Source organism: Nitrososphaera sp. (genome assembly GCF_050748925.1).
Lineage (GTDB): Archaea > Thermoproteota > Nitrososphaeria > Nitrososphaerales > Nitrososphaeraceae > Nitrososphaera.
On the sequence record NZ_JBOGQF010000016.1, the window covers coordinates 1 to 19,057 of the forward strand.

Consider the following 19,057-nt stretch of genomic DNA (forward strand, 5'->3'; position numbering starts at 1 on the left):
AACCAGTTCATCCCCGAAGAGGTGTTCGAGCTTGCGAGGCAAAAGGCAAGGGACGCAGGCAGGCTCCTTGTCGAGAGGCAGTCGCGCGTCTTTCGCTCGCTGCGCTACGGCATGACGTTTGAGGCGGCGACCGGCCCGGCGGACTCGTTTCTGAGGGCGCACCTTTACCACAAGGTGCCGATGGTGATGCTGTACGCGGACATCGTAGGGTCGACAAACATGAGCCTCACTGTCCCCGTCGACACGCTGTCGGCGATAATCCAGGTGTTCTTTCAGGAGACTTCGATAACGATAACAGAGCACGGCGGCTACGTCCTGAAATACGCAGGCGACTCGGTGCTCGCGTTTTTCCCCCTCATCGGATCGGATTCGTCAAAGCAGCAGGACGCAGAGGTCGCAAAGGAGGCCGTCTCGTGCGCAAGCGAGATAATAACCGTCATCCGGCAGGTGATAAACCCCATCCTCAATGAGTATTACTACCCCGAGCTTGCGGTGAGGATAGGCGTCGACGCCGGCCTCTGCGCCGTAGTGCTCTATGGCAGCGACAAAAAAGCGTCGTACGTCGACATCCTGGGCCCCTGCATCAGCCTGGCGGCAAAAATGAAGTCGCTTGGCAGGCCGGACAGCGTGGTTGCGGGGCAGGCAGTAAACGAGTGGCTCGGTGGCGACAATAGCCTCGCGCCCCTCAAGGTCGAGATTGAAAAGTGGAACTATGTTGACGACTCGACCGGCGCCGTATACAGGCTTTACCAGGCGTCACAGTAGCGCAAACCTGTTGCCGCCCCTGGCCTCTGGATATGGCGGTGGCAGACCCTCCTCTTCAAAGTTGTAAAAGTAGACGCTCCCGATGATGGGCTTGTTGCCCGACGCGCGCACGCCGTTTGCCCTCGCAAGTCTTTTCCACGCGTCAAAGCCATCGGAAAAGCCGGCAAGGCTCGACCGGGGCACCCTGCCGCCGGTGTGCTCCTGCCACAGCCGGACGCGCGTCTTTGCCGCAAGGTCTGCAGAGGTGATGCCGAGGTTGAACTCGCTAGAGTCGTCGGTCCCGTTCCTGTCGAGGTTGGCCGAGCCTATGGTCATCCACTGGTCGTCAACTATCATTATCTTGGAATGCACATAGACCTGCTTGCGCATGGTCGGCATCGTCCTGTGCTGCGAGATGAGCGAGTACGTCGCTACCCGGCCCCCGGACAACCTGCGCAGGTCGGCCAGGTTCTTGTTGACGTCGTTTACGCTCATCTTGGACAGCATGCTGCCGACGAGCCCCGGCAGGTTCGGCTCCATCGGCCCCACGATGACGACCTTTAGGCCCGGCTCTTCTGTGAGCCTCTTTGCCAGGAGCTTTGTCAGCGACCTGCTCTGGAACGGGAACTGGTTTTCTATGTAGATGCCCACTTTTGCCTTTTGAAACATCTCGCCGTACCACGCCTTTATGCTCCCGTTTCTGTCCATCTCCTTCCAGGTGCGCAGCGCGACGACCGGGACGGTGCCGGCACGCTCGCGCCCCGCGGGCAGCTTGACGGCTGCCATGGCGGCGCGCCTGTCGCGCGTGTCGGCGTACGACCACCTCTGCCAGAAATGGTAGGCGAGGTCGCGCACCACCGGCCCCCTCACCATCGCGTGCACGTCGTGCCACGGCTCGGCGTTTGCGTCGCGCAGCTGGCTCTCATAGTCGTGGGCGCTGGTGTCCCACTTGCCGTTTGAAAGGTCGAGCCCTCCGCAAAAGCCGACCTCGCCGTCGATTACCATTATCTTTTCGTGGTGGGCGGAGGTCAGCGTCGGGGCGGTGCTGTCGATTTTTACCTGCAATTTGTCGCCCACCCCGTAGCTCCTTGCGATGCTGTTGAGGATCTCTACGTCGTCTGCCCTGCCGTCGATGCCCCGCTCGTCTGCCCCAGGCAGGAGCCTCAGCACCAGCCGGGGCTGCTACACGATTATCTTTACCTCGACGCCGTTGCGCGCCTTTTCGATAAGCAGGTCCTGGAGGGTGTACCGGCGCGACTCTTCTGTGATGCTGGCGGCAAGGGACTTGCTGCACGCGGACTTTATCATGGCGTGCCGGGCGGCAAAGGGATGGTTTCTTGCAAACCGCAGGTGCGGGTCAAGGTCATAGTTGGCGATGAGCACCGACTTTTTCGCGCTCAGCACGTGGCCGTAAACCTGCTCAAAAGTGTCCCTGCCGTCTATTGTCACGACGACGCAGTTGCCGTTGATTGGCTCGCCAAACTTGCCAAAAAGGCCGCGGGCCGGTCTCACGCCATTAACGCGATTGCTGGCCATAAAAGCGTGACATAAACTGGTACTAGAACAATCCTCTTCGATAGGTTAATTTCCCAAGCGCGCCAATGCTATGCATTGAGCAAGGCGGCGCAGTTTTCAGGCCACGAGTGCATCAACCTCGAGACCTACAGAAAGGCTGGCGAGCCGATCAGGACGCCCGTGTGGTTCACCATCGACGGCGACAGGATATTTGTGGTGACAAGGAGCGAGACCGGCAAGGTAAAGCGCCTGCGCAACAACGGGAGCGTCAGGATAATGCCATGCGGCATGAGGGGCGAGCCCAGGGGCGAATGGGTCGCGGCAAGCGCAAGGTTTGCCACGCCGGAAGAGCAGGAAATAGCACTGCGGCAGCGCAAAAAGAAATACGGGATCAAGGCCAGGATCGCGGGGCTGTTTTCGTCAGGCAAGGGCGATCTTGTCGCGATATCGATCTCTCCTGACAGGGAATCGAATTAAAAACCGGCGCCGCAAAATACCATGGCAATGCTCTGGGTCACCATCTCGCAGGTCTGCGACGAGTCAAGGCCGGCCGTCCTTTCGGCGCTAGCAGGGCTTGGCGCGGAGAAGGTCGAGGACAGGGTAAAGGTGCAGGAGGCGGAGGGCAGGCAGGTGGTCGCATTGCTTGGAAAGGCGCTTGCCGGCAGCGGCTATGTCGCCGTCGAAAACATGCAGGACGCAAGCGAGATAGCAGTTTTAAAAGAAGGCGACATCGAGCAGCTTGGGCTGTATCTTTGCGGATACTGCGCCATGGTTTTCAGGAGCGACCTTGAGCGCAACTTGCACCAGCGCGTCCACTATTTTGGCTTTGGATAGCATCGTCGATCGACGAGGACAATTATTCAAACATCAATTAAAGAATTTTGAAGAAATTAGTATTTTCTCTGTAAATCACTGGAGTGATAACTGATTTCATGTATTTAATTGAAAAACACAATATTTTTATAGTAATTCCTGTATAACACACCAGATGACAACACCGACCACCGATGCTTAACGTTGGCGCTTGGTGGTAAAGGAACAAAACTGCGTCTAAAGGTACAAACCGCGACTTTAACGGCATGGGCTGTAACTGGTCGTGACGCGGGATCGCCAAGCGCCTCTAACCCTCTTTCAGTTCTACCTTCTTCACCCCGACCTGCATCACCATGAAATATTCGTCGCCGGCTTGTATGACGTCGCCCGGCGCAATCTTTTCGTGCGGCCTGCCGTCCTTCAGGGCGCGCCCAAAAGGCATCGCCTCGTCCTGAAAGCGCAGCCAGATCCGCCCTATCGTTATCACGTTTTTGAGCTCTGACTCCCAGACCAGATCGTAGATGGTGTCAAGCGCCTGCCGGCCGATCCTCTGGCCGGCTTCCGGCTCTTTGCAAAAATAGACCCGCACCCTCAACGGCATTGGTTAGGGAAGGCGGTATTTACTGCTTGACCCTCGGCGCGCGGTTGTTGCCGATGTCGTGGCCCTGCTCTCGCAGGTATTTCAGCGACAGCTTGTAGACGATCTCGTCGTGTCCCGACGCTTCCATCACCCGCGACCAGGAAACCTCGCCGGACTGGGCAACCTCGGCCGCCAAGATTTCTGCAGCCTGTCTTGCCTCCTGGCGGCATTGGTCAAACGTCTTGCCGTTGCGGTACGCCTTTACCCGCGGGTTGCAGCTGTCCAACAATGCTGTTTTCCCGGCAAGAGATTTAAACGGTTCACATTTTCAGGAGAGCATAAAGTCGCTGATAATACTGGCAGTTGTAGCAGCCGGGGCGTACCTTGCGCTGTCGGCATTCGTGGTGCCCCAGACGTACCTGCTGTCGCTTGCGTCCCCGAGGCCGGCGCCAGAGATAACAAGCGTCTCGCTTTCCAGCCCCGAGATTGCGCTTGGAGAGACGTTTACGATCCGCGTCGCCGCTACAAACCAGGGCGAGCAGGCAGACCTGCAGCTGGTCTCCATCGCGTTCCCAAACGCCACCAGCGCGCAAGTCGCTGCCGTGCAGGGCCACACTTTCAAGCAGGCGCCCACGATGATAAATCCTGGCAAGGCAATTGGCGCAGGATATTTGGGGCTTGAAAGAAAGGTAGTCGCGCAGTATCCGGCAGTCGAGTCGGCAAGCAGGCCGTGGGCGCCGGGCGAAACCGCAAGCGTCGACCTCAGGGTAACGCCGGGGGCGGAGGGCAGGTTTGTTGTCTTTGTAAAGGCAGTCAGCCTGCCGCACAACGGCGACCAGGCGCACTACCCGCAGCAAGGCGTGCTGGACCAGCAGGGCGAGTACGTCACGGCCTATGAAGTGCAGGTCGCAAAGGCTTAAAAAACTGCAAGGGGCATTACTGCCATTGAACTATTTCCAGCGCGGCACGCTGGCTCTGGATCCGGGCCGCAGGCTTCTCGCCGGCTATGCCCTCGTCAGCATCGGGATATTGATGGCGATCTCTGGCGCGACCTGGGACGTTACCTATCATCTCCTCAACAAGCCCGAGACGTTCTTTTCGCCTCCGCATGCCATACTTTACGCCGGCGTCGCAACCGCGCTTGCAGGCGCGATAACGGCCGTATTAGCTTCGCGCTCTTTGCGAAAGATAGAGTGGCCGGCCAAGATGGTCATCGGCGGAATAGTGTTGCTGATTGCTGCAGGCCCCGGCGACTTTGTTTGGCACTCGGCGTTTGGGCTCGACGGCCTACTGAGCCCGCCCCACTCTGTCCTGCTTGCAGGCATGCTGGCAAGCAGCATTGGCGCAGCCGCGGGCATTGTAAGGAACAGGCTGCCAGTCGCCCTCCTGGTGCTCGGCATGCTGCCGGTATGGCTGGCGGCCGCCGGCGCGGTGCACATGTTTTCGCTCCCATTTTCAGAGTCTGCCTTTTTTAACTTTAACCCCGAGCCGCGGGCCGGCGCGGTGGTCGCGACGATTGGCTTTCCGTTCGTCACGGCGGCCGTCCTGGTGGCGGCAAAGACCGTGGCAGGCAGCAGGAGGTTTGGGGTAATGTCGGCACTCGCAGGCGCGTTTGTAGTCACCGGGATGCTGACGTCCATAGTCCCCAACGAGGCGCTCGCGTCCACGATACCGCTCTATGTGGGCGTCCTCGTGCCGCTTGTGGCCGCTGATTACATCATGTCGCGGTGGATGTCGCCAAAGGCCGTCATTGCGGCAGGCGCGATGGCAGGCCTCTCTTTCCTCATGCTCTACTACCCGCTGATAACGCACACGTACAACGAGACGATATTGCAGGAGAGGTCCGTGTGGGCGAGCCTGACTGCCATAATTTACTTTGACATGATGGCAACCATATTCCCGCTCGTCGCGGTGCCGGCGGCCGCAATGGGCATCGCAGGGGCCATAGCCGGCCAGAGGATGGCGGCCAGGGCGCAGCTGGCGCTCTTGAAATAAAGTTAAATGCTTGCCTTCATGCGGCAAGCCTGATGGAGCCGTACAGGGTCGTGCGCTATGGCAAGGGCGCAGCGACTTTTTACCTGCAGGACTGCGTCGCCGGCCTTGGCGAGATCAAGGAAAAGTCAGTCGACGTCGTTGTCACGTCGCCCCCTTACAACATCGGCGTCGGCTACAGCTCGTACCGCGACACCCTCCCGCGCGAAAAATACCTTGAATGGATGCAGCAGGTCGCAGCCGCGGTCAAGGGTGCGCTTGCAGACGACGGCTCGTTCTTTCTCAACATCGGCAACAGGCCCAAGGACCAGTGGATTGCATGGGACGTCGCGCTCGTGCTGCGCCGCCAGTTTGCGCTCCAGAACGTGATACATTGGGTCAAGTCGATAGCGATCTCCAAGGCGGACGCCGGCAACTATCCTTCCATCACCGGCGACGTCGCGGTGGGCCACTTCAAGCCCGTGGTGAGCAATCGCTTTCTCAACGACTGCCACGAATACATTTTCCACTTTACAAAGGCCGGCGACGCAAAAATGGACAAGCTGGCAGTCGGCATCCCCTACCAGGACAAGTCCAACATTGGCAGGTGGAAAACCGCAAAACAGGACAGGCGCGACAGGGGCAACACCTGGTTCATACCGTACAAGACGATACAGAACAAAAAGGACAGACCGCACCCCGCTACGTTTCCGGTAAAGTTGCCAGAGATGTGCATCCGGCTGCACGGCAGCGCAAAACTGGTCGCCGACCCGTTCACCGGCATAGGCTCGACCGCGCTGGCGGCAAAAAACCTCGGCACCTCGTTTGTCGGCTTTGAAATCGACAGGGGATACCTCGACGAGGCGATAGCTAGGGTTTCGTAGCCGAGATCATCATCACAGGGTTTCTGGCAAGCATCATGGTGCCCGTCGTCACCTTGCGCGCCTTGGCTATCGTCACCTGCGTCACGTCGACTTCGGCCAGCTGCAGCTCGTTGACGGTTGTCAGCGCCTGGTACATCGTCTCTATCAATATAGTGTCGATGACAATCCTGCCGCCCTTTTTCAGCCTGCCGACTGCAAGCTGGATGACCTGGCGGGCGTCGCCCCACGTCCCCCCGACGACTATGGCGTCGACTTTTGGCAGCGTCGGCAGGACGTCCTGCGCCTTGCCAAGCACAATTTCTGCGTCCACGCCAAATTTCAACAGATTCTTTTTTGTCAGCTCGACTGCGTTGCTGTCAAAGTCTATCCCATAGACCTTGCCCCTTGTCTGCAGGCACAGCTCTACCGTGATGCTGCCGCTGCCGCATCCCACATCTATAGCGGAAAAGCCTTCCTTCAACCGAAGTTTGCTGACGGCAAGCGCCCTCACGTCCTCCTTTGTGATGGGGACGTCCTCTGTGCGCTCGAATAACTCGTCAGGGATGCCAGGCGTGCGATAATCCCACACGGCGGCTGTAATGAAAAGCCCGTATTTATCTTAGGATGGGCGGCTGGTGCAATGCGGTATAGACGAGGACCATGAACACGATGTTCATGAATATGAAAGGCACGAGGCCGTCATAGCCGGCCTTTTTCCGCAGCTCTTTTGACAACCCCTTTGACATGCTCCTGCTGACGCCTATCGACACGCCGAATAACGCGACTGCGATTGCAAGTGCGATGCCCACCGACGTGCCATGGTCAAACTCGGGCGCGATGGCAAACCCGGCGATGATGCCGCCGATGACCCCTAGGGCCACTCTCATAAAGTATATCTTTTCTGGGGTTGCCACGGTCTTTTTCAGGTTGTCAGCGGCTGGTAAAATGCCTTGCGGCTAGCCCCAGCCCATCTTGTGCTTGTAATAGCTGGCCAGTTTGGCGTGCCTCATGCGCTCGCCTGACGTGTCTGCCTTGTCCATCTTGCGCAGGTGCGTCCTGAACTGGTAGAGGTCGCACATGCAGACGCCGGTGACCGGCCTGTATTTTACGCGCGACACTTCGTGCTTTTTGTGGTCGGCGTACATTATCATGAATTTTGGCACGAGCTTGCTTGCCATGATGCCCCCGATGGCAATGTAGAGCGCCGGTCCTGACGCAAACGCCTGATACGGGTTGACGTTTGCAAGCTGGAAATAGAGCAGCGGACCCAGGATGGACGCGATGACGCCGCCAAATGTCGCGATGGCAGATATTTTCGACATCCTGTCGTACCGGGCCGTCTCCTCCTCGAACTGGTCGATCAGCGTCTCGTATTTCTGGTCCAGACGGGCCTTCTCTTCCTCTGTTGAAAGCGCTGCCGAGTTTTCCATGCCCTCTAATTGCACGGCTTGCTGATAAAGTTTGTTTAATAGAGGCTGTTTGAATGTTATTTTTGTTCATTAATCCCTACATTGATGGATTATTGAACAAAAACGCGTTTTAGGCCATATTTTCATAAATCAAGACTAAAAGTCCTGTCGTAAAACATTCGAGAATTTGCAATATTAAGGGGCTTTCTTGCAACTGCTGGCGCGCCTCGAGCTTGCCATGATGTAATTATTCTATTTTATGATAATGTAAGACAGCACATTTATCGTGTCAATACTAATATTTCGTGCAGTTTTTTACAAGATTGTGGAGACGAGCCGCAAGGGTAATAGCGCAAAGAAGGTATTGAGACTGCAGAGTCAAAAGATGGAGAACCTGACGCCAGAGATTTTGGCAAAGTCAATGTGGGTCAGCACCGCCCTTGCAATGATATTTACGCTGCCGCCCCTAGGGCTGTTCATCGGCCTCTACGAGTTTGGCGTAAACGTTGGCGCTGCGGCAGGCATCGGCTTTGGAGTCCACTTTGCGACCCTGGCACTTTCAAGAAAGATAGCTGCAGGTCTTGACAAGCTGTTTGACTAGAATTTTTGACACCGCTGTTTACCAGTCATGCAGGGACGACAGGTTATAGTGCAGGTTTTTGAAATACACCGGTACCGCGGCGGGGAGTTCCAGTACGTCGTGGCGAGGACCAACAAGCATTCAGAAGACTATGTAAAGAACGACGTTGAAAAGATGAACGCTCTTTTGTCTCCGGAGATGAAGGCCGACGGAATCAGGTATGTCTTTGCGCTTGGCACGGTCGACAGCATTGTGAAAAAGGCCGGCGAGAAAAAGAAAAAGGCAGCAGAGAAAGTCGAGCTATCGCCTGCGTGATTTGTGCTGCTCGATAAGGGATTGTATCCTGCCGCCGTGCTTTTCTTTGTAGCCGCTTTTGCACGCAGTGCAGCAGAAAAACCGCTCCATGTTTGCGAATTTCAGCACTTTGGGCTTGCCGTGGATCGGGCCGCCGCAGAACTCGCACTGCATCTTTACCTTCAGCCCCTCGAGCTTTAGCTGCTTCTGGCTCTTGGCCTCAAAGTCGCTTCTGCGCGACGCGTCTATTTTTGAGATGTCGAGCTCTGGCTTCACCGACTTTATCAGCCCCATGTTCACCAGCCTTTCATAGCGGGCCTTGACGGTGGGCGTGCTCACCTTTACTTCCCGGGATATCGCGCGGAATGATTTTCGCCCGTCCTGCATCAATGATTTCAAGATAGCGACGTCGGTGTCGTCAAGGCTTACCGGCACGCGCTTTATTGCATTTTTGCGCATATAACCATGCTGGCGACCTAATGATTTTTATAAAGCGCCAAGGAATCGAACTTGACTCATGAGCAACAAGGTCAGCATTCCAAACAAGATCTTTGGGACCGTTCTTGCACACAGCATGAGGGGCAAGATGCTTTCAAGAAGCGAGCTCCAGACCCTTGCCGAGTCGAGGGACATTGAAGAGCTCGTCACCAGGATGAAAAACACCATCTACCTTGACGCACTTGCAAAGCTTGTCAAGCCGTTTACCGCCGAAAAGGTGGAAGGCGCGCTGCGCGAGCACCTGGTAAACACGCATGCCAAGATGGTAACGTTGGCAAGCGGCGCCGGCGTGCTTAACGCATATTTTGTCCGCTATATCACGTGGAACCTAAAGATCATCCTGAAGGGCAAGGCGCTCGGCAGGACGTACGAGGAGTTGCTGCCCAAGGTGAACCTGAGGGCAGAAGAGCTCGTCGGCAGGCGCGACCTTGCCGTCAAGGCGCTGGTTTCCAAAGACTTTGACGAGGCAGTGGCCAGCCTGCAGGGTAGCGAGTTTGGCGAAGATGCAAGAAAGGCAGCGACAGCGTTCAAGGAAAAGGGCGACGTGAGGGTTTTCGACACATACCTCGACCACGCCTTTTACAAATCACTTGACAAGTCCATGTTCTCTGAATCAAAACTGCAGGACGTGCAGAAACTCGTCACAGTCGACATTGACACTTATAACGTGCTTGCCGTGCTGAGGGCCAAATACTGGGGCCTGTCTGCGGCAGAGACGAACGACCTGATAGTGACGACGACGACCAAGATAACGCGCGACACTCTGCAAAAGATGATCAACGTAGAAAAGATCCAGGAAGCGATAGGCGAGCTCTCCAACACCGCGTACCGCGACCTGGTACCAAAGAGCGCGGCAAACGACATTGACGCCATCATGCAGCTGGAGGCGGGCTTTGAGCGGGCGTCGATACGCAGGATTATGGCCTCTTTCAGGACCGTGTTCACGCTTGGCAACATGCTAGCGTCGCTAAAGCTGATGTCGTTTGAGATACGCAACCTGGCAGCGATTGCCGCCGGCGTCGAGCAAAAGATACCGGTCGACAAGATAATGGCCAGCCTGATAAAGCCTGACCAGCAATAGTTCGGACAAAAGCTCAAAAGGACCTTTTCAATCAGTTATAGCGTGGCTGGAACTGCGGCGCCTGTCATGGCAGGTCTCGCTGCAGGCGTGGCTTTTGTCTTGCTGTTTGCGCTGTATGGGATAGAGCCGGCCAAGTCCATCGTAGTCATCCAGGAAGGATCTTCGGTGGAAGAAAGCGGCAAGAATTTTGAGCCGCGAATTATCACAGTAGTAATTGGCGTCAACAACACCGTGGCGTGGATAAACCAAGATGTTGTACCAAACACGGTGGTTGCAGACAACAATGGCGAGCCGGATCCTCTAATGCAGGGTGAGGAATTCAGATACACGTTCACGCGGCCGGGCGAATTTGGCTATCACAGCGAGCCGCATCCGTGGATGCGCGGCACAGTAATAGTGCTGCCGGGCCGATAAAATCGGCGCCTACTTTTTGTCGCCGTCTTTCCACGTCAGGTTCGTGTAGAGCATCGGGGGCACCAGTTTCTTAAAGTGGATGCCGTCGGACTTGTACCACTTGGGGAACCACTCGTACAGGTGCAACCTGATGGTCTGGATGTAGACTATAAGGCCTTCGATCATCATGATGCCAATGTTGCCGCCGATGAGGATTGCAAGCCCGCCGCCGTGCTCGTACGAGTTGTTGACCGTGACCAGCAGCGCCGAGTGCACGAGGAGCATGATGCCAAGCCGGGAATAGCTGATGGTGTTGGCAAGCATCTCTATCGTCCTGACCATCACGGTCTCGACAATGATGCCCACCATGCCGCCATGCGGCGATTCCTTGCCGTGCGCCTTCAGGTGCTTTTCTTCCTTCATGCCGCCAATGATGGACACGATTATGCACCCGATGATTACTGGCGGGCCCGCCTTTGCAACTAGGTTGACCGTCACCCAGTCGCCAAACGCAAAGGTCAGCCACGGCACCGGGCCGTAGGTCTTGTCCGACAGGAACATGCCGATGATGTCGTATTTCGAGCCGATTGCCGCCAGGATTAGCGCGACTACTGCAAGGTACTGGATGATTGCCGGGATATCGTGGGTGAACACCAGCAGTTTGTTTCCGACGCGCCAGTCTGCCCTGAGCCGGAGGAAGAACGCCAGCAGCAGGTGCACGATGCCGACGGCTACCGACACGGCAAGTATCTTGATCACCTGCTCAAACGTCAGTTCAGCCACGGACAGCAGGCCGATGAACGGCAGCGCCTCTGTTAATCCTTCTAATACAGGCAGATGATCGAAATGGAACCCAAACAATTCCCCGGTTCCAAGGCCCCCGACGGCTGCCGCAAGGCCGCTTGCTGCAATCAGCGTGCCCCACATTTTCAGCCGGCCGTTGCCGCGTATCTTGAAGAGCATGCCGAGGCCAAAGAGCAGGATGCCGTGGCCAAAGTCTGCAAACATCAGGCCGTAAAAGATCGGCCAGACAAACGAGATTATCCTAGTCGGATCGGTCTCGCCGTATCTCGGGAGGCCCTGCGTCTCTGTCACGACTTCAAAGTTCTTGGAATATCCCTTGTTCATGAGGAGCGTCGGCATAGTCGGCCTGCCTGCGTCCTGCAGGTCGATTGTGACGCCAGCGTCCTCTACGACAGAGACATAGTCGGCTGCAAGTTTCTTGAACTTGCCCTCCATCTCTGCAGGGATATAGCCTTCGATTATCGCAAAATTCCTGGTGCCTCCCGGCTTGCGGGTGGTCTCCAGGATGTCCTTGGCAAGGCCCGCCGCTTCGCGCAGCGAAAGCACCTTGGGGATGATTGTCTGTTTCAGCTTGGCCACTTGCTTGTCAAGCTGCGCCTCCTTTGCTTCCAGCTCTTTTACCTTGGCCGTTGCCTGCGAAAAGGCGACGCTGGGGTTCTGGGGCATGTTTGGCGGGATCTGGAGTGGGTTGATGCCAAAACTCCTCATCACCTTGCTGATGCGCTCGGCGTCGTCAGCCGCGCCGACGACCGTGAGGGCGACCTTTTTCTCGGCAAGGCCGGTCGAGTACACTGCCGTGTCGCCAAGGCTCTTGCGTATCTCGGCCTCGTCTGAAGCGTCAATGATGTACATGCTGGCGTAAAACTTTGATAATTTTCCAAGCGTCGTCAGGTCCATGGTGAGGCCCGATGCGTTCTCTGTCACGGCTGCGAGGTTGCCGTATTCTTCAAGCTGCTTTTGCACCGCGCTCCGCTCTTCTATTATTTTCCTCGGCCCCGCGAGCTCTTTTGCGCTCTTGTCTTCAAGGTCCGCGATAAAGCCCTGGATGTCGTCGACGTTATAGTTCGTCTTGCCCTTTGGCGCGCCCTTGAACATGGTCACAAGCACGCCGGTCTCTGCAGGGATGCCCAGCCCCTTGACCACTTCGTCAATGTCCTGGTACAGCTTTTGCGCTTTGAGCAAAAGGTCGTCATAGTAAGGGTTGATGTGCTCTGAAGTGGAAGCAGTCTGTATCGGGTGGAACCATTCAAGTTCCGCAAGCTTGCTGACTGCTGCCTGCGTCTCCACCCTCGGCAGAATTACAGTAGCCTTCATTAGCTTGGCTAGCCCCATTCCACTACTTTGAAAAGACGATCTCTTTAAAATCCTTTCTTTCTGAGGTGGTTGAAAAATGGAAAAGAGGAAAAATCGACCGCGCCTGCGGTCCGTGTGTCCTTACTGTCCGAGGATGATGAACATCATGACTATACCGTAGATGGCGATTGACTCGACCATGCCTACGATAATGAACACGCTGGACTGCATCTTCGGGTTTTCGCTGATGGCTGCCAGACCTGCTGCGCCTACGAAACCGAGGCCGAAACCTGCGCCGAGAGCGGCAAGACCGAATGCAATGCCCGCAGCCAGGAACTTGAACGCGCTGCTCTCTACAGCTGCGCCTGCTTCCTGTGCATAAGCAGCCGGAGTTGCAAAGGACATGCCTGCAAACACTGCCGCCGCGAGAAGTGTCAAAATAGAAAGTGCTCCTCTACCCTTTAGTTGCATCTTCATTATGGCAAGGGCGCAGCGAGCCCTATTTAATAGTAACTGCATTGTGATAGTTACATTGCCGGTTCAAAATATTATTGAAAAAGAAAGGAAATGACCTAGGCCTTGGTCATGGCCTGGCGCTTGCTCTGGGCGACCTCTTCCTTTACCTTCTGCGCCATCGAGTCGCGCTCGGCCTGCAGCTCGGCCTTGGCTTTTTCGAAATGGTTTGATATGTCTGTTGTCATGATCTTGATACTGCCTCCGCTTCTGCCAGCTTCTTTTTGTCAAGCACTACTTTAACCTTCTTGATCCTGACAAACTCTTCGCGCTCGCGCTCTTCAAGTGTCGCCTTGATGAAATAGACAGCGTCCTGGTACTGCGGGATGATGATGAATTCAAGCGCGTTGATCAGCTTTTGTGTCTTCTCCAGCTCCTTTGCCAGGCTGAATATGGCGTTTTCATATTCTGCCGCCTTGCACACCGCTGGCAGCATGTTCTTGATCAGCTTTGACGCCTTGTCGACAGAGGCGTTCGTCTCGATAAAGCCGTAGGACAGGTGCTGGCCGCCTTCCCTCGTCTTGACCGTCAGCGTCGGTATCTTTACATCGACAATCCTGCGCACGTTGACGTCCGTCTCCATCACGCTTGGCGTCGAGTCCGATATCGATTCAAGCGTCGTGGTGCCGAGCGACATGTATGACGTGTAGACGGCCGAATAGATTTCGGCAAGCGGGGACCAGATGTCGTCGCGGGCCTTGTTCGCCTCTTCGATCATCTCGTCGATCTTTTTCAGCAGGACTTCGCGCTTGTCGTCGAGGATCTTGTGCACCATCTTGGCTACCTGCATCGAGCGGCGGATCTTGATCAGCTCGATTTTTGTGGCGGTGACCCTTCGGGACGACATCGCTACTTACCCTTGTAGTATGCCTTGATGTGCTTTTCCTTGATCTTGGTCAGCTCGCTTTCAGGCAGCGTCGACAGCACTTCCCACGCCCTGCCGAGTGTCTCGTCGAGGTTCCTGCTCTCGTCTGGCGCCTGTTTCAAGAAGTAGTTCTCGAACATGTCGCCTGCGTCGAGGTATTTCAGGTCCGTTCCCGTGAGGCCTGCCCTGCCTACGATTTCTGAAAGAGCGCGCACTTCCTGCGCCCTCGAGTAAAGGTCATAGAGCTGGTTGCCGACTTCGGGATGGTCAGAGCGCGTCTTGCCCTCGCCGATGCCGTCCTTCATGAGCCTTGAAAGCGACATGAGGACGTTGACCGGCGGATAGATGCCCTTCCTGAACAGGTCGCGGCCAAGCACAATCTGCCCTTCGGTGATGTAGCCGGTAAGGTCGGGAATCGGGTGCGTGATGTCGTCTGCCGGCATTGACAGGATTGGCACCTGCGTGACAGAGCCGTTCTTGCCCTTGATCCTGCCTGCGCGCTCATAGTTGTTTGCAAGGTCGGTATAGAGGTAGCCGGGGTAGCCCTTTCTGCCGGGCACTTCTTCCCTCGCTGCCGAAATTTCGCGCAGCGCCTCTGCATAGTTTGTCATGTCCGTCAGTATCGCAAGCACGTGCATGCCAAGGTCGTACGCCAGGTATTCTGCGACCGTCAGCGCGACTCTGGGCGTGATGATCCTTTCGATGGCAGGGTCGTCTGCCAGGTTGAGGAACAGCACCGAGCGCCTCAGCGCGCCGGACTCTTCAAGCGAGCGCTTGAAGTACTGTGCCTCTGAATACTGCACGCCGATTGCTGCAAACACCACGGCAAAGTCTTCCTTTGTGCCGACGACTGACGCCTGGCGCGCAATCTGCGCCGCAAGGACGTTGTGGGGCATGCCAGAGCCGGAAAATATCGGCAGTTTTTGGCCCCTTACAAGGGTCAGCATGCCGTCAATGACTGACACGCCAGTCTGGATGAAAGACGTCGGGTATTCCCTCCTTTCAGGGTTCATGGGCTCGCCGTTGACGTCAAGGAACTTGTCCGCTATCGGGTCCGGAAGGCCGTCGTTTGGCCTCCCGAGGCCGTCAAACACCCTGCCGAGGAGCTCCTGCGAAACCGGCATCTCCATGGTCTTGCCAAGGAACTTGGCCTTTGTGCCAGAGATGGTAAGGCCGGTCGTGCCCTCGAATACCTGGACGACTGCCTTGCCGAACCCGACTTCAAGGACCTTGCCGAGCCTGCGCTCGCCCTCAGATGTTTCTATTTCCACGAGTTCGTCAAAAGAGGCCTTGGTTATGCCGTCGATAACCATCAGCGGGCCCTTGATCTCTGCTACCTTTGTATATTCAATTCCAGATGTTGATTCAGGCAACTACTTTAACCTCCTCTGTCTTTGCTGCGCCGGAGCCCAGTTTCCTGAACTCCTCGTCGAGCTGCTTGTCAAGGTCCGCCAGCTTGCTCAGCTGGTCCTCCGGGATGTCGAATTTCGCCTTTAGCAGCAGCGGGATGATTGGCATCGCGCGGATGTCTGCCAGCGAGGCGTCAGCCTTGAGCGCCTTTTGCGCCTCCTTGAAGAACTTGACCATCAATTTCACGAGCTTTACCTGCTTTTCCGGCCCGCAATAGGTGTCAATCTTGTCAAACGAGTTTTGCTGGAGGATGCCGATTTTGATCATCCTTGCGACTTCCAGGACGAGCTTCTCCTCGTCTGGCAGCGCCTCGGGACCGAGCAGCCTGACGATTTCCTTCAGCGTGTCTTCCCTCTGCAGGATGTGGTAGGATTCAGAACGGAGGTCATACCATTCGCTCGACACGTTTTCCTTCCACCACTTTGCCACGTCTTCCAGGTAGCCAGAGTAGGACTGCATCCAGTTGATTGACGGGTAGTGCCTGGAATACGCGAGCCTTGCGTCAAGCGCCCAGAAGGTCTTGATGAACCTGATGGTGTGCGTCGTGACCGGCTCTGTAAAGTCTGCGCCTGAAGGCGATACTGCGCCCACCAGCGTGACAGAGCCTGCGCGGTTTGGTGAGCCGAGCGCTCGGACACGCCCTGCGCGCTCGTAAAACTCGGCCAGCCTTGACGCCAGGTACGACGGGTAGCCTTCTTCTGCAGGCATCTCTTCAAGGCGCCCCGACATTTCGCGCAGCGCCTCTGCCCACCTGCTTGTCGAATCAGCAACGAGCACAACGTCATAGCCCATGTCGCGATAGTATTCTGCCAGCGTGACGCCCGTATAGATGGACGCTTCCCTTGCAGCCACAGGCATGTTGCTCGTATTGGCTACCAGCACGGTCCTTTCCATCAGGGGCCTGCCGGACCTCGGGTCAATAAGGTGCGGGAACTCGACCAGCACCTCGGTCATCTCGTTGCCGCGCTCGCCGCAGCCAATGTAGACGACGACTTTAGAGTCGGCCCACTTTGCAATCTGGTGCAGAGTCACGGTCTTGCCCGTGCCAAAGCCGCCAGGGATTGCGCCCGTTCCTCCCTTGGCGATTGGGAAATAGGTATCGATAACCCGCTGCCCCGTTACGAGCGGGACCGTCGGGTCGTAGCGCTCGGCATAGGGCCTTGGCTTGCGCACCGGCCACTTGTGGTACATCTTTAGCTGGCGTTTTTCGCCGGCCTTTTCCGTCGTGGCGACGATGTGTTCGATGTCATAGTCGCCTTCCGGCGCAATGTCGGCGATCTTGGCGCCCTTGGCATGGTCTGGCGGGACAAGGATGCTGTGGACGAGCAACTGGGTCTCGTCGACAGTGCCTAGGACAAAGCCAGGGCCTACCTCGTCGCCCTTTTTTATGCTCGGCTTGAAATGGTATTTCTTCTTCATGTCGACCGGCGTCGTCTGGATGCCCTTGCCGATGAAGGCGCCCGATTTCTGGGCGATCTCGTCAAGTGGCCTCTGGATTCCGTCGTATATCTTGCCAATGACGCCAGGGCCCAGCAGCACGGACAATGGCTGCCCTGTGCCGACCACCGGCTCGCCCGGCTTTAGGCCGGACGTGGACTCGTATACCTGGATGAATGCGACGTCGCCTGTAAGCCTGATGACTTCGCCGATGAGCTTTGAATCGCCCACCTCTACCGTTTCATACATTTTTGCAGCTGACATGCCGTCGGCCTTGACTGCAGGACCGCTGACCCATACAATGCGTCCCTTTGCTACCATTATTACTCGCCTGCCTCTCCTCTCAGCATTCGTGCGATATTTTTCCTTATTAAAGGTTTGAGTCTTTCGAGTCGTGAATCAATAGTGTTGTCAAATGACATGGTGCCGTCTGCCGACTTTACCCTTATGCCGCCGAGTGCGTTGATGGGCTGGTCGGATACCCGCGCCTTTATCTTGCTCTTTTTCGACAGGTCGGCGACTATTTTCTTTACGAGCTCGGCGTCGTTTTTGGTGCACTCGATGACGACTTCGTCAGAGCCTACAGACGGGAGGCTGTCCTCGACGATCTTTGCCAACAGCGCCTTGTAGGCGCCGTCGTTGCCCGAGTTTGCGAGCTTGGTCTTTGCCTTCTCGAAAGCCTCGTTGACGTCGGTCTCGATCATGACCAGCTCCTTGTTGCGCGCGGAGAGCCTGCTGGACCCCACTATCTGGCGCTTCAGGTTCTCGGCCTGCTTTTTTGCAGACTCGATTATCTTGGTGCGCTCGGCTTCAAGCTTGCCCTTTGAAGCTTCTAGGTTCTTTAGCGAATCTTGATAAGCCGCATCAATTTGCGAAATCAAATCCGCCTCTTTTTGAGATAAAACTTTGTTTATGGTTCGCTCTAGAGCAGAATTCGAACTCATGCTGTACTGTTTGCCCGCCTGTCGTGATTTTAACCTTTTGTTGATGCTGGGTTGCCGGCAAGGTTCCTCTCAAGATTCTCTGCAAGCGCCCGGAGGCGCTGCAGGTGGCTGCCGTCCCAGTAGACCTTGCCGCAGCTGGTGCACTGGTAAAAGCTGCCGTGGCGCGCAAGGACGGCTTCCGGCACCGTGCCAGAGACTTCAGAGGGTTTTTTGCCTGCAAGAAGGCCGTTGCAGGCGGCGCACCGCGAGCCTATTGCGACGCTGGCGGATTTTATCCCCAGCTTTGCAAATATGTGGAGCAGGTCGTCAAAGTCGCTGGAGCCTTTGACCAGCACGCCTTTTGCGTCCCTGCTGACAATGCGCTTGAAAAATTCCTTGTCCGCAGTCAGTATAATCCTGCCCTGCTCTACTCCCAGCTTTAGCACCTCGTCGTCGGCGGTGTGGGCGATGTAGGCGGTGTCAAAGCCAAATATGCGCAGCTTGCGCGCGACGCTTCCCAGCATTGCGTCTGCCAGGAAGGCGGGATCAGGCCTGTGCAGACGCCTCGCCGCGGCAGACTTCGCAGGCAAACGCGCCCTCGTCGTACTGGAGCATGTCGGACCACTCGCCGCACTCGTCGCAATAGCCGGATATGTTGCCGGCCGACCTGCCGGTCTCGCCCCGGATGATTGCGGCCTTTTCCGATACCACGTCGACCAGGTCAGGCGTGACTGCGATGACGTCAGAAGCTGAAATGATGCCCACGAGGCGGCTCTTGTAGACGACGCCGAGGCGCTTTAGGTGGTGCTTTCTCAAAAGGCGCGCGGCTTCTGTGATGCTCTCCTCGCTTTCGATGGTCTGCAGTTCCTGCATCACGTCCTTTGCCTTTACCTTGCTGGGCTGCGCGTCACGGGCAACGCCGTTTACCACAATGTCATAATCTGTCACGAGTCCCACCGGCTTGTCCTTGTCCATGATGACGATGCTTCCTATCTTTTCTTCCTTCATCTTTTTCGCGACGTCGCGCAAGTTGTCGCCGGGGGACGCAGAAATTACCGGGCTGTTCATGAT

The 19,057-nt window shown here is 56.4% G+C and carries 27 protein-coding genes; 10 read left to right on the plus strand and 17 right to left on the minus strand.

All coding sequences use genetic code 11. The annotated features are described in order from the left end of the window. The coding region (locus tag ACREAY_RS02495) for an adenylate/guanylate cyclase domain-containing protein (RefSeq protein WP_431754182.1) at positions 1 to 765 on the plus strand (765 nt) is incomplete at its 5' end. Here ACREAY_RS02495 and ACREAY_RS02500 read toward each other — a convergent pair. Then, positions 757 to 1,914 carry a phospholipase D-like domain-containing protein gene (locus ACREAY_RS02500; protein ID WP_431754183.1) on the minus strand — a complete coding sequence of 386 codons (1,158 nt, stop codon included), beginning with the start codon at positions 1,912 to 1,914 and terminating at the stop codon, positions 757 to 759. The genes ACREAY_RS02495 and ACREAY_RS02500 overlap by 9 nt on opposite strands. A 12-nt stretch (positions 1,915 to 1,926) precedes the next feature. Continuing rightward, complete coding sequence (locus tag ACREAY_RS02505; RefSeq protein WP_431754184.1) at positions 1,927 to 2,256, minus strand: hypothetical protein; 330 nt, start codon at positions 2,254 to 2,256, stop codon at positions 1,927 to 1,929. A gap of 99 nt (positions 2,257 to 2,355) precedes the next feature. Between ACREAY_RS02505 and ACREAY_RS02510 the strand changes: the two genes are divergently transcribed. Together ACREAY_RS02510 and ACREAY_RS02515 are read left to right on the plus strand one after the other, a co-directional pair. After that, a complete protein-coding gene (locus tag ACREAY_RS02510; RefSeq protein ID WP_431754185.1) occupies positions 2,356 to 2,736 on the plus strand; it encodes a PPOX class F420-dependent oxidoreductase in 381 nt (126 codons plus the stop codon). Between the two features lie 21 nt (positions 2,737 to 2,757). Beyond that, the gene (locus ACREAY_RS02515; RefSeq protein ID WP_431754186.1) at positions 2,758 to 3,093 is read left to right on the plus strand and encodes a hypothetical protein; all 336 of its coding nucleotides are present in this window, start codon (positions 2,758 to 2,760) and stop codon (positions 3,091 to 3,093) included. A gap of 286 nt (positions 3,094 to 3,379) precedes the next feature. Here the strand turns inward: ACREAY_RS02515 and ACREAY_RS02520 are convergent, their stop codons facing one another. Further along, positions 3,380 to 3,667: a hypothetical protein gene (locus ACREAY_RS02520; protein WP_431754187.1), complete on the minus strand. Its 288-nt coding sequence runs from the start codon at positions 3,665 to 3,667 to the stop codon at positions 3,380 to 3,382. A gap of 25 nt (positions 3,668 to 3,692) precedes the next feature. Beyond that, entirely contained in the window at positions 3,693 to 3,938 is a 246-nt protein-coding gene (locus tag ACREAY_RS02525) for a hypothetical protein (RefSeq protein ID WP_431754188.1), read from the minus strand. Between ACREAY_RS02525 and ACREAY_RS02530 the strand changes: the two genes are divergently transcribed. Genes ACREAY_RS02530 through ACREAY_RS02540 form a run of 3 tightly spaced genes read left to right on the plus strand, consistent with a single transcriptional unit; the run spans position 3,925 to position 6,507 of the window. Beyond that, positions 3,925 to 4,572 (plus strand): hypothetical protein, encoded by a 648-nt coding sequence (locus tag ACREAY_RS02530; protein WP_431754189.1) that lies wholly within the window; start codon positions 3,925 to 3,927, stop codon positions 4,570 to 4,572. The genes ACREAY_RS02525 and ACREAY_RS02530 overlap by 14 nt on opposite strands. 25 nt (positions 4,573 to 4,597) lie before the next feature. Then, positions 4,598 to 5,647, plus strand: a complete 1,050-nt coding sequence (locus ACREAY_RS02535) for a hypothetical protein (protein WP_431754190.1) — start codon at positions 4,598 to 4,600, stop codon at positions 5,645 to 5,647. 32 nt (positions 5,648 to 5,679) lie between these two features. Further along, complete coding sequence (locus tag ACREAY_RS02540; protein ID WP_431754191.1) at positions 5,680 to 6,507, plus strand: DNA-methyltransferase; 828 nt, start codon at positions 5,680 to 5,682, stop codon at positions 6,505 to 6,507. On the opposite strand, the gene cbiT is transcribed toward ACREAY_RS02540, so the two are convergent. Genes cbiT through ACREAY_RS02555 form a run of 3 tightly spaced genes read right to left on the minus strand, consistent with a single transcriptional unit; the run spans position 6,494 to position 7,916 of the window. Further along, on the minus strand, positions 6,494 to 7,075 hold the full coding sequence (gene cbiT / locus ACREAY_RS02545) for a precorrin-6Y C5,15-methyltransferase (decarboxylating) subunit CbiT (RefSeq protein WP_431754192.1): 582 nt from the start codon (positions 7,073 to 7,075) through the stop codon (positions 6,494 to 6,496). The genes ACREAY_RS02540 and cbiT overlap by 14 nt on opposite strands. 25 nt (positions 7,076 to 7,100) lie before the next feature. After that, the gene (locus ACREAY_RS02550) at positions 7,101 to 7,400 is read right to left on the minus strand and encodes a hypothetical protein (RefSeq protein ID WP_431754193.1); all 300 of its coding nucleotides are present in this window, start codon (positions 7,398 to 7,400) and stop codon (positions 7,101 to 7,103) included. Between the two features lie 42 nt (positions 7,401 to 7,442). Continuing rightward, a complete protein-coding gene (locus ACREAY_RS02555) occupies positions 7,443 to 7,916 on the minus strand; it encodes a hypothetical protein (protein WP_431754194.1) in 474 nt (157 codons plus the stop codon). A 304-nt stretch (positions 7,917 to 8,220) separates the two neighbouring features. On the opposite strand from ACREAY_RS02555, the gene ACREAY_RS02560 reads away from it, so the two are divergent. After that, complete coding sequence (locus ACREAY_RS02560) at positions 8,221 to 8,496, plus strand: hypothetical protein (RefSeq protein WP_431754195.1); 276 nt, start codon at positions 8,221 to 8,223, stop codon at positions 8,494 to 8,496. A 48-nt stretch (positions 8,497 to 8,544) separates the two neighbouring features. Beyond that, complete coding sequence (locus ACREAY_RS02565; protein ID WP_431754196.1) at positions 8,545 to 8,790, plus strand: hypothetical protein; 246 nt, start codon at positions 8,545 to 8,547, stop codon at positions 8,788 to 8,790. Here the strand turns inward: ACREAY_RS02565 and ACREAY_RS02570 are convergent. Further along, complete coding sequence (locus ACREAY_RS02570; RefSeq protein WP_431754197.1) at positions 8,776 to 9,228, minus strand: AsnC family transcriptional regulator; 453 nt, start codon at positions 9,226 to 9,228, stop codon at positions 8,776 to 8,778. The genes ACREAY_RS02565 and ACREAY_RS02570 overlap by 15 nt on opposite strands. Positions 9,229 to 9,286: 58 nt before the next feature. Between ACREAY_RS02570 and ACREAY_RS02575 the strand changes: the two genes are divergently transcribed. Next, positions 9,287 to 10,348 carry a V0D/AC39 family V-type ATPase subunit gene (locus ACREAY_RS02575; protein WP_431754198.1) on the plus strand — a complete coding sequence of 354 codons (1,062 nt, stop codon included), beginning with the start codon at positions 9,287 to 9,289 and terminating at the stop codon, positions 10,346 to 10,348. Positions 10,349 to 10,390: 42 nt separating this feature from the next. Continuing rightward, positions 10,391 to 10,762: a cupredoxin domain-containing protein gene (locus ACREAY_RS02580; protein WP_431754199.1), complete on the plus strand. Its 372-nt coding sequence runs from the start codon at positions 10,391 to 10,393 to the stop codon at positions 10,760 to 10,762. 9 nt (positions 10,763 to 10,771) lie between these two features. On the opposite strand, the gene ACREAY_RS02585 is transcribed toward ACREAY_RS02580, so the two are convergent. The 9 genes from ACREAY_RS02585 to ACREAY_RS02625 all read right to left on the minus strand — a co-directional run. Then, a complete protein-coding gene (locus ACREAY_RS02585; RefSeq protein ID WP_431754200.1) occupies positions 10,772 to 12,877 on the minus strand; it encodes a V-type ATP synthase subunit I in 2,106 nt (701 codons plus the stop codon). Between the two features lie 102 nt (positions 12,878 to 12,979). Next, entirely contained in the window at positions 12,980 to 13,276 is a 297-nt protein-coding gene (locus tag ACREAY_RS02590; protein ID WP_431754201.1) for an ATP synthase subunit C, read from the minus strand. A 134-nt stretch (positions 13,277 to 13,410) separates the two neighbouring features. Beyond that, positions 13,411 to 13,539: a hypothetical protein gene (locus tag ACREAY_RS02595; RefSeq protein ID WP_431754202.1), complete on the minus strand. Its 129-nt coding sequence runs from the start codon at positions 13,537 to 13,539 to the stop codon at positions 13,411 to 13,413. Continuing rightward, positions 13,536 to 14,198 (minus strand): V-type ATP synthase subunit D, encoded by a 663-nt coding sequence (locus ACREAY_RS02600; protein ID WP_431754203.1) that lies wholly within the window; start codon positions 14,196 to 14,198, stop codon positions 13,536 to 13,538. Before ACREAY_RS02600 ends, ACREAY_RS02595 begins: the two co-directional genes overlap by 4 nt. A 2-nt stretch (positions 14,199 to 14,200) precedes the next feature. Continuing rightward, positions 14,201 to 15,589, minus strand: a complete 1,389-nt coding sequence (locus ACREAY_RS02605; protein ID WP_431754204.1) for a V-type ATP synthase subunit B — start codon at positions 15,587 to 15,589, stop codon at positions 14,201 to 14,203. Then, positions 15,582 to 17,384, minus strand: a complete 1,803-nt coding sequence (locus tag ACREAY_RS02610; RefSeq protein ID WP_431754205.1) for a V-type ATP synthase subunit A — start codon at positions 17,382 to 17,384, stop codon at positions 15,582 to 15,584. The genes ACREAY_RS02605 and ACREAY_RS02610 overlap by 8 nt, the downstream gene beginning before the upstream one ends. Before the next feature lie 2 nt (positions 17,385 to 17,386). Continuing rightward, a complete protein-coding gene (locus ACREAY_RS02615; RefSeq protein WP_431754206.1) occupies positions 17,387 to 17,944 on the minus strand; it encodes a V-type ATP synthase subunit E in 558 nt (185 codons plus the stop codon). 92 nt (positions 17,945 to 18,036) lie between these two features. Beyond that, the gene (locus tag ACREAY_RS02620; RefSeq protein ID WP_431754207.1) at positions 18,037 to 18,576 is read right to left on the minus strand and encodes a DUF5615 family PIN-like protein; all 540 of its coding nucleotides are present in this window, start codon (positions 18,574 to 18,576) and stop codon (positions 18,037 to 18,039) included. Next, on the minus strand, positions 18,533 to 19,057 hold a 525-nt coding region (locus ACREAY_RS02625), incomplete at its 5' end, for a CBS domain-containing protein (protein WP_431754208.1). The genes ACREAY_RS02625 and ACREAY_RS02620, both read right to left, overlap by 44 nt.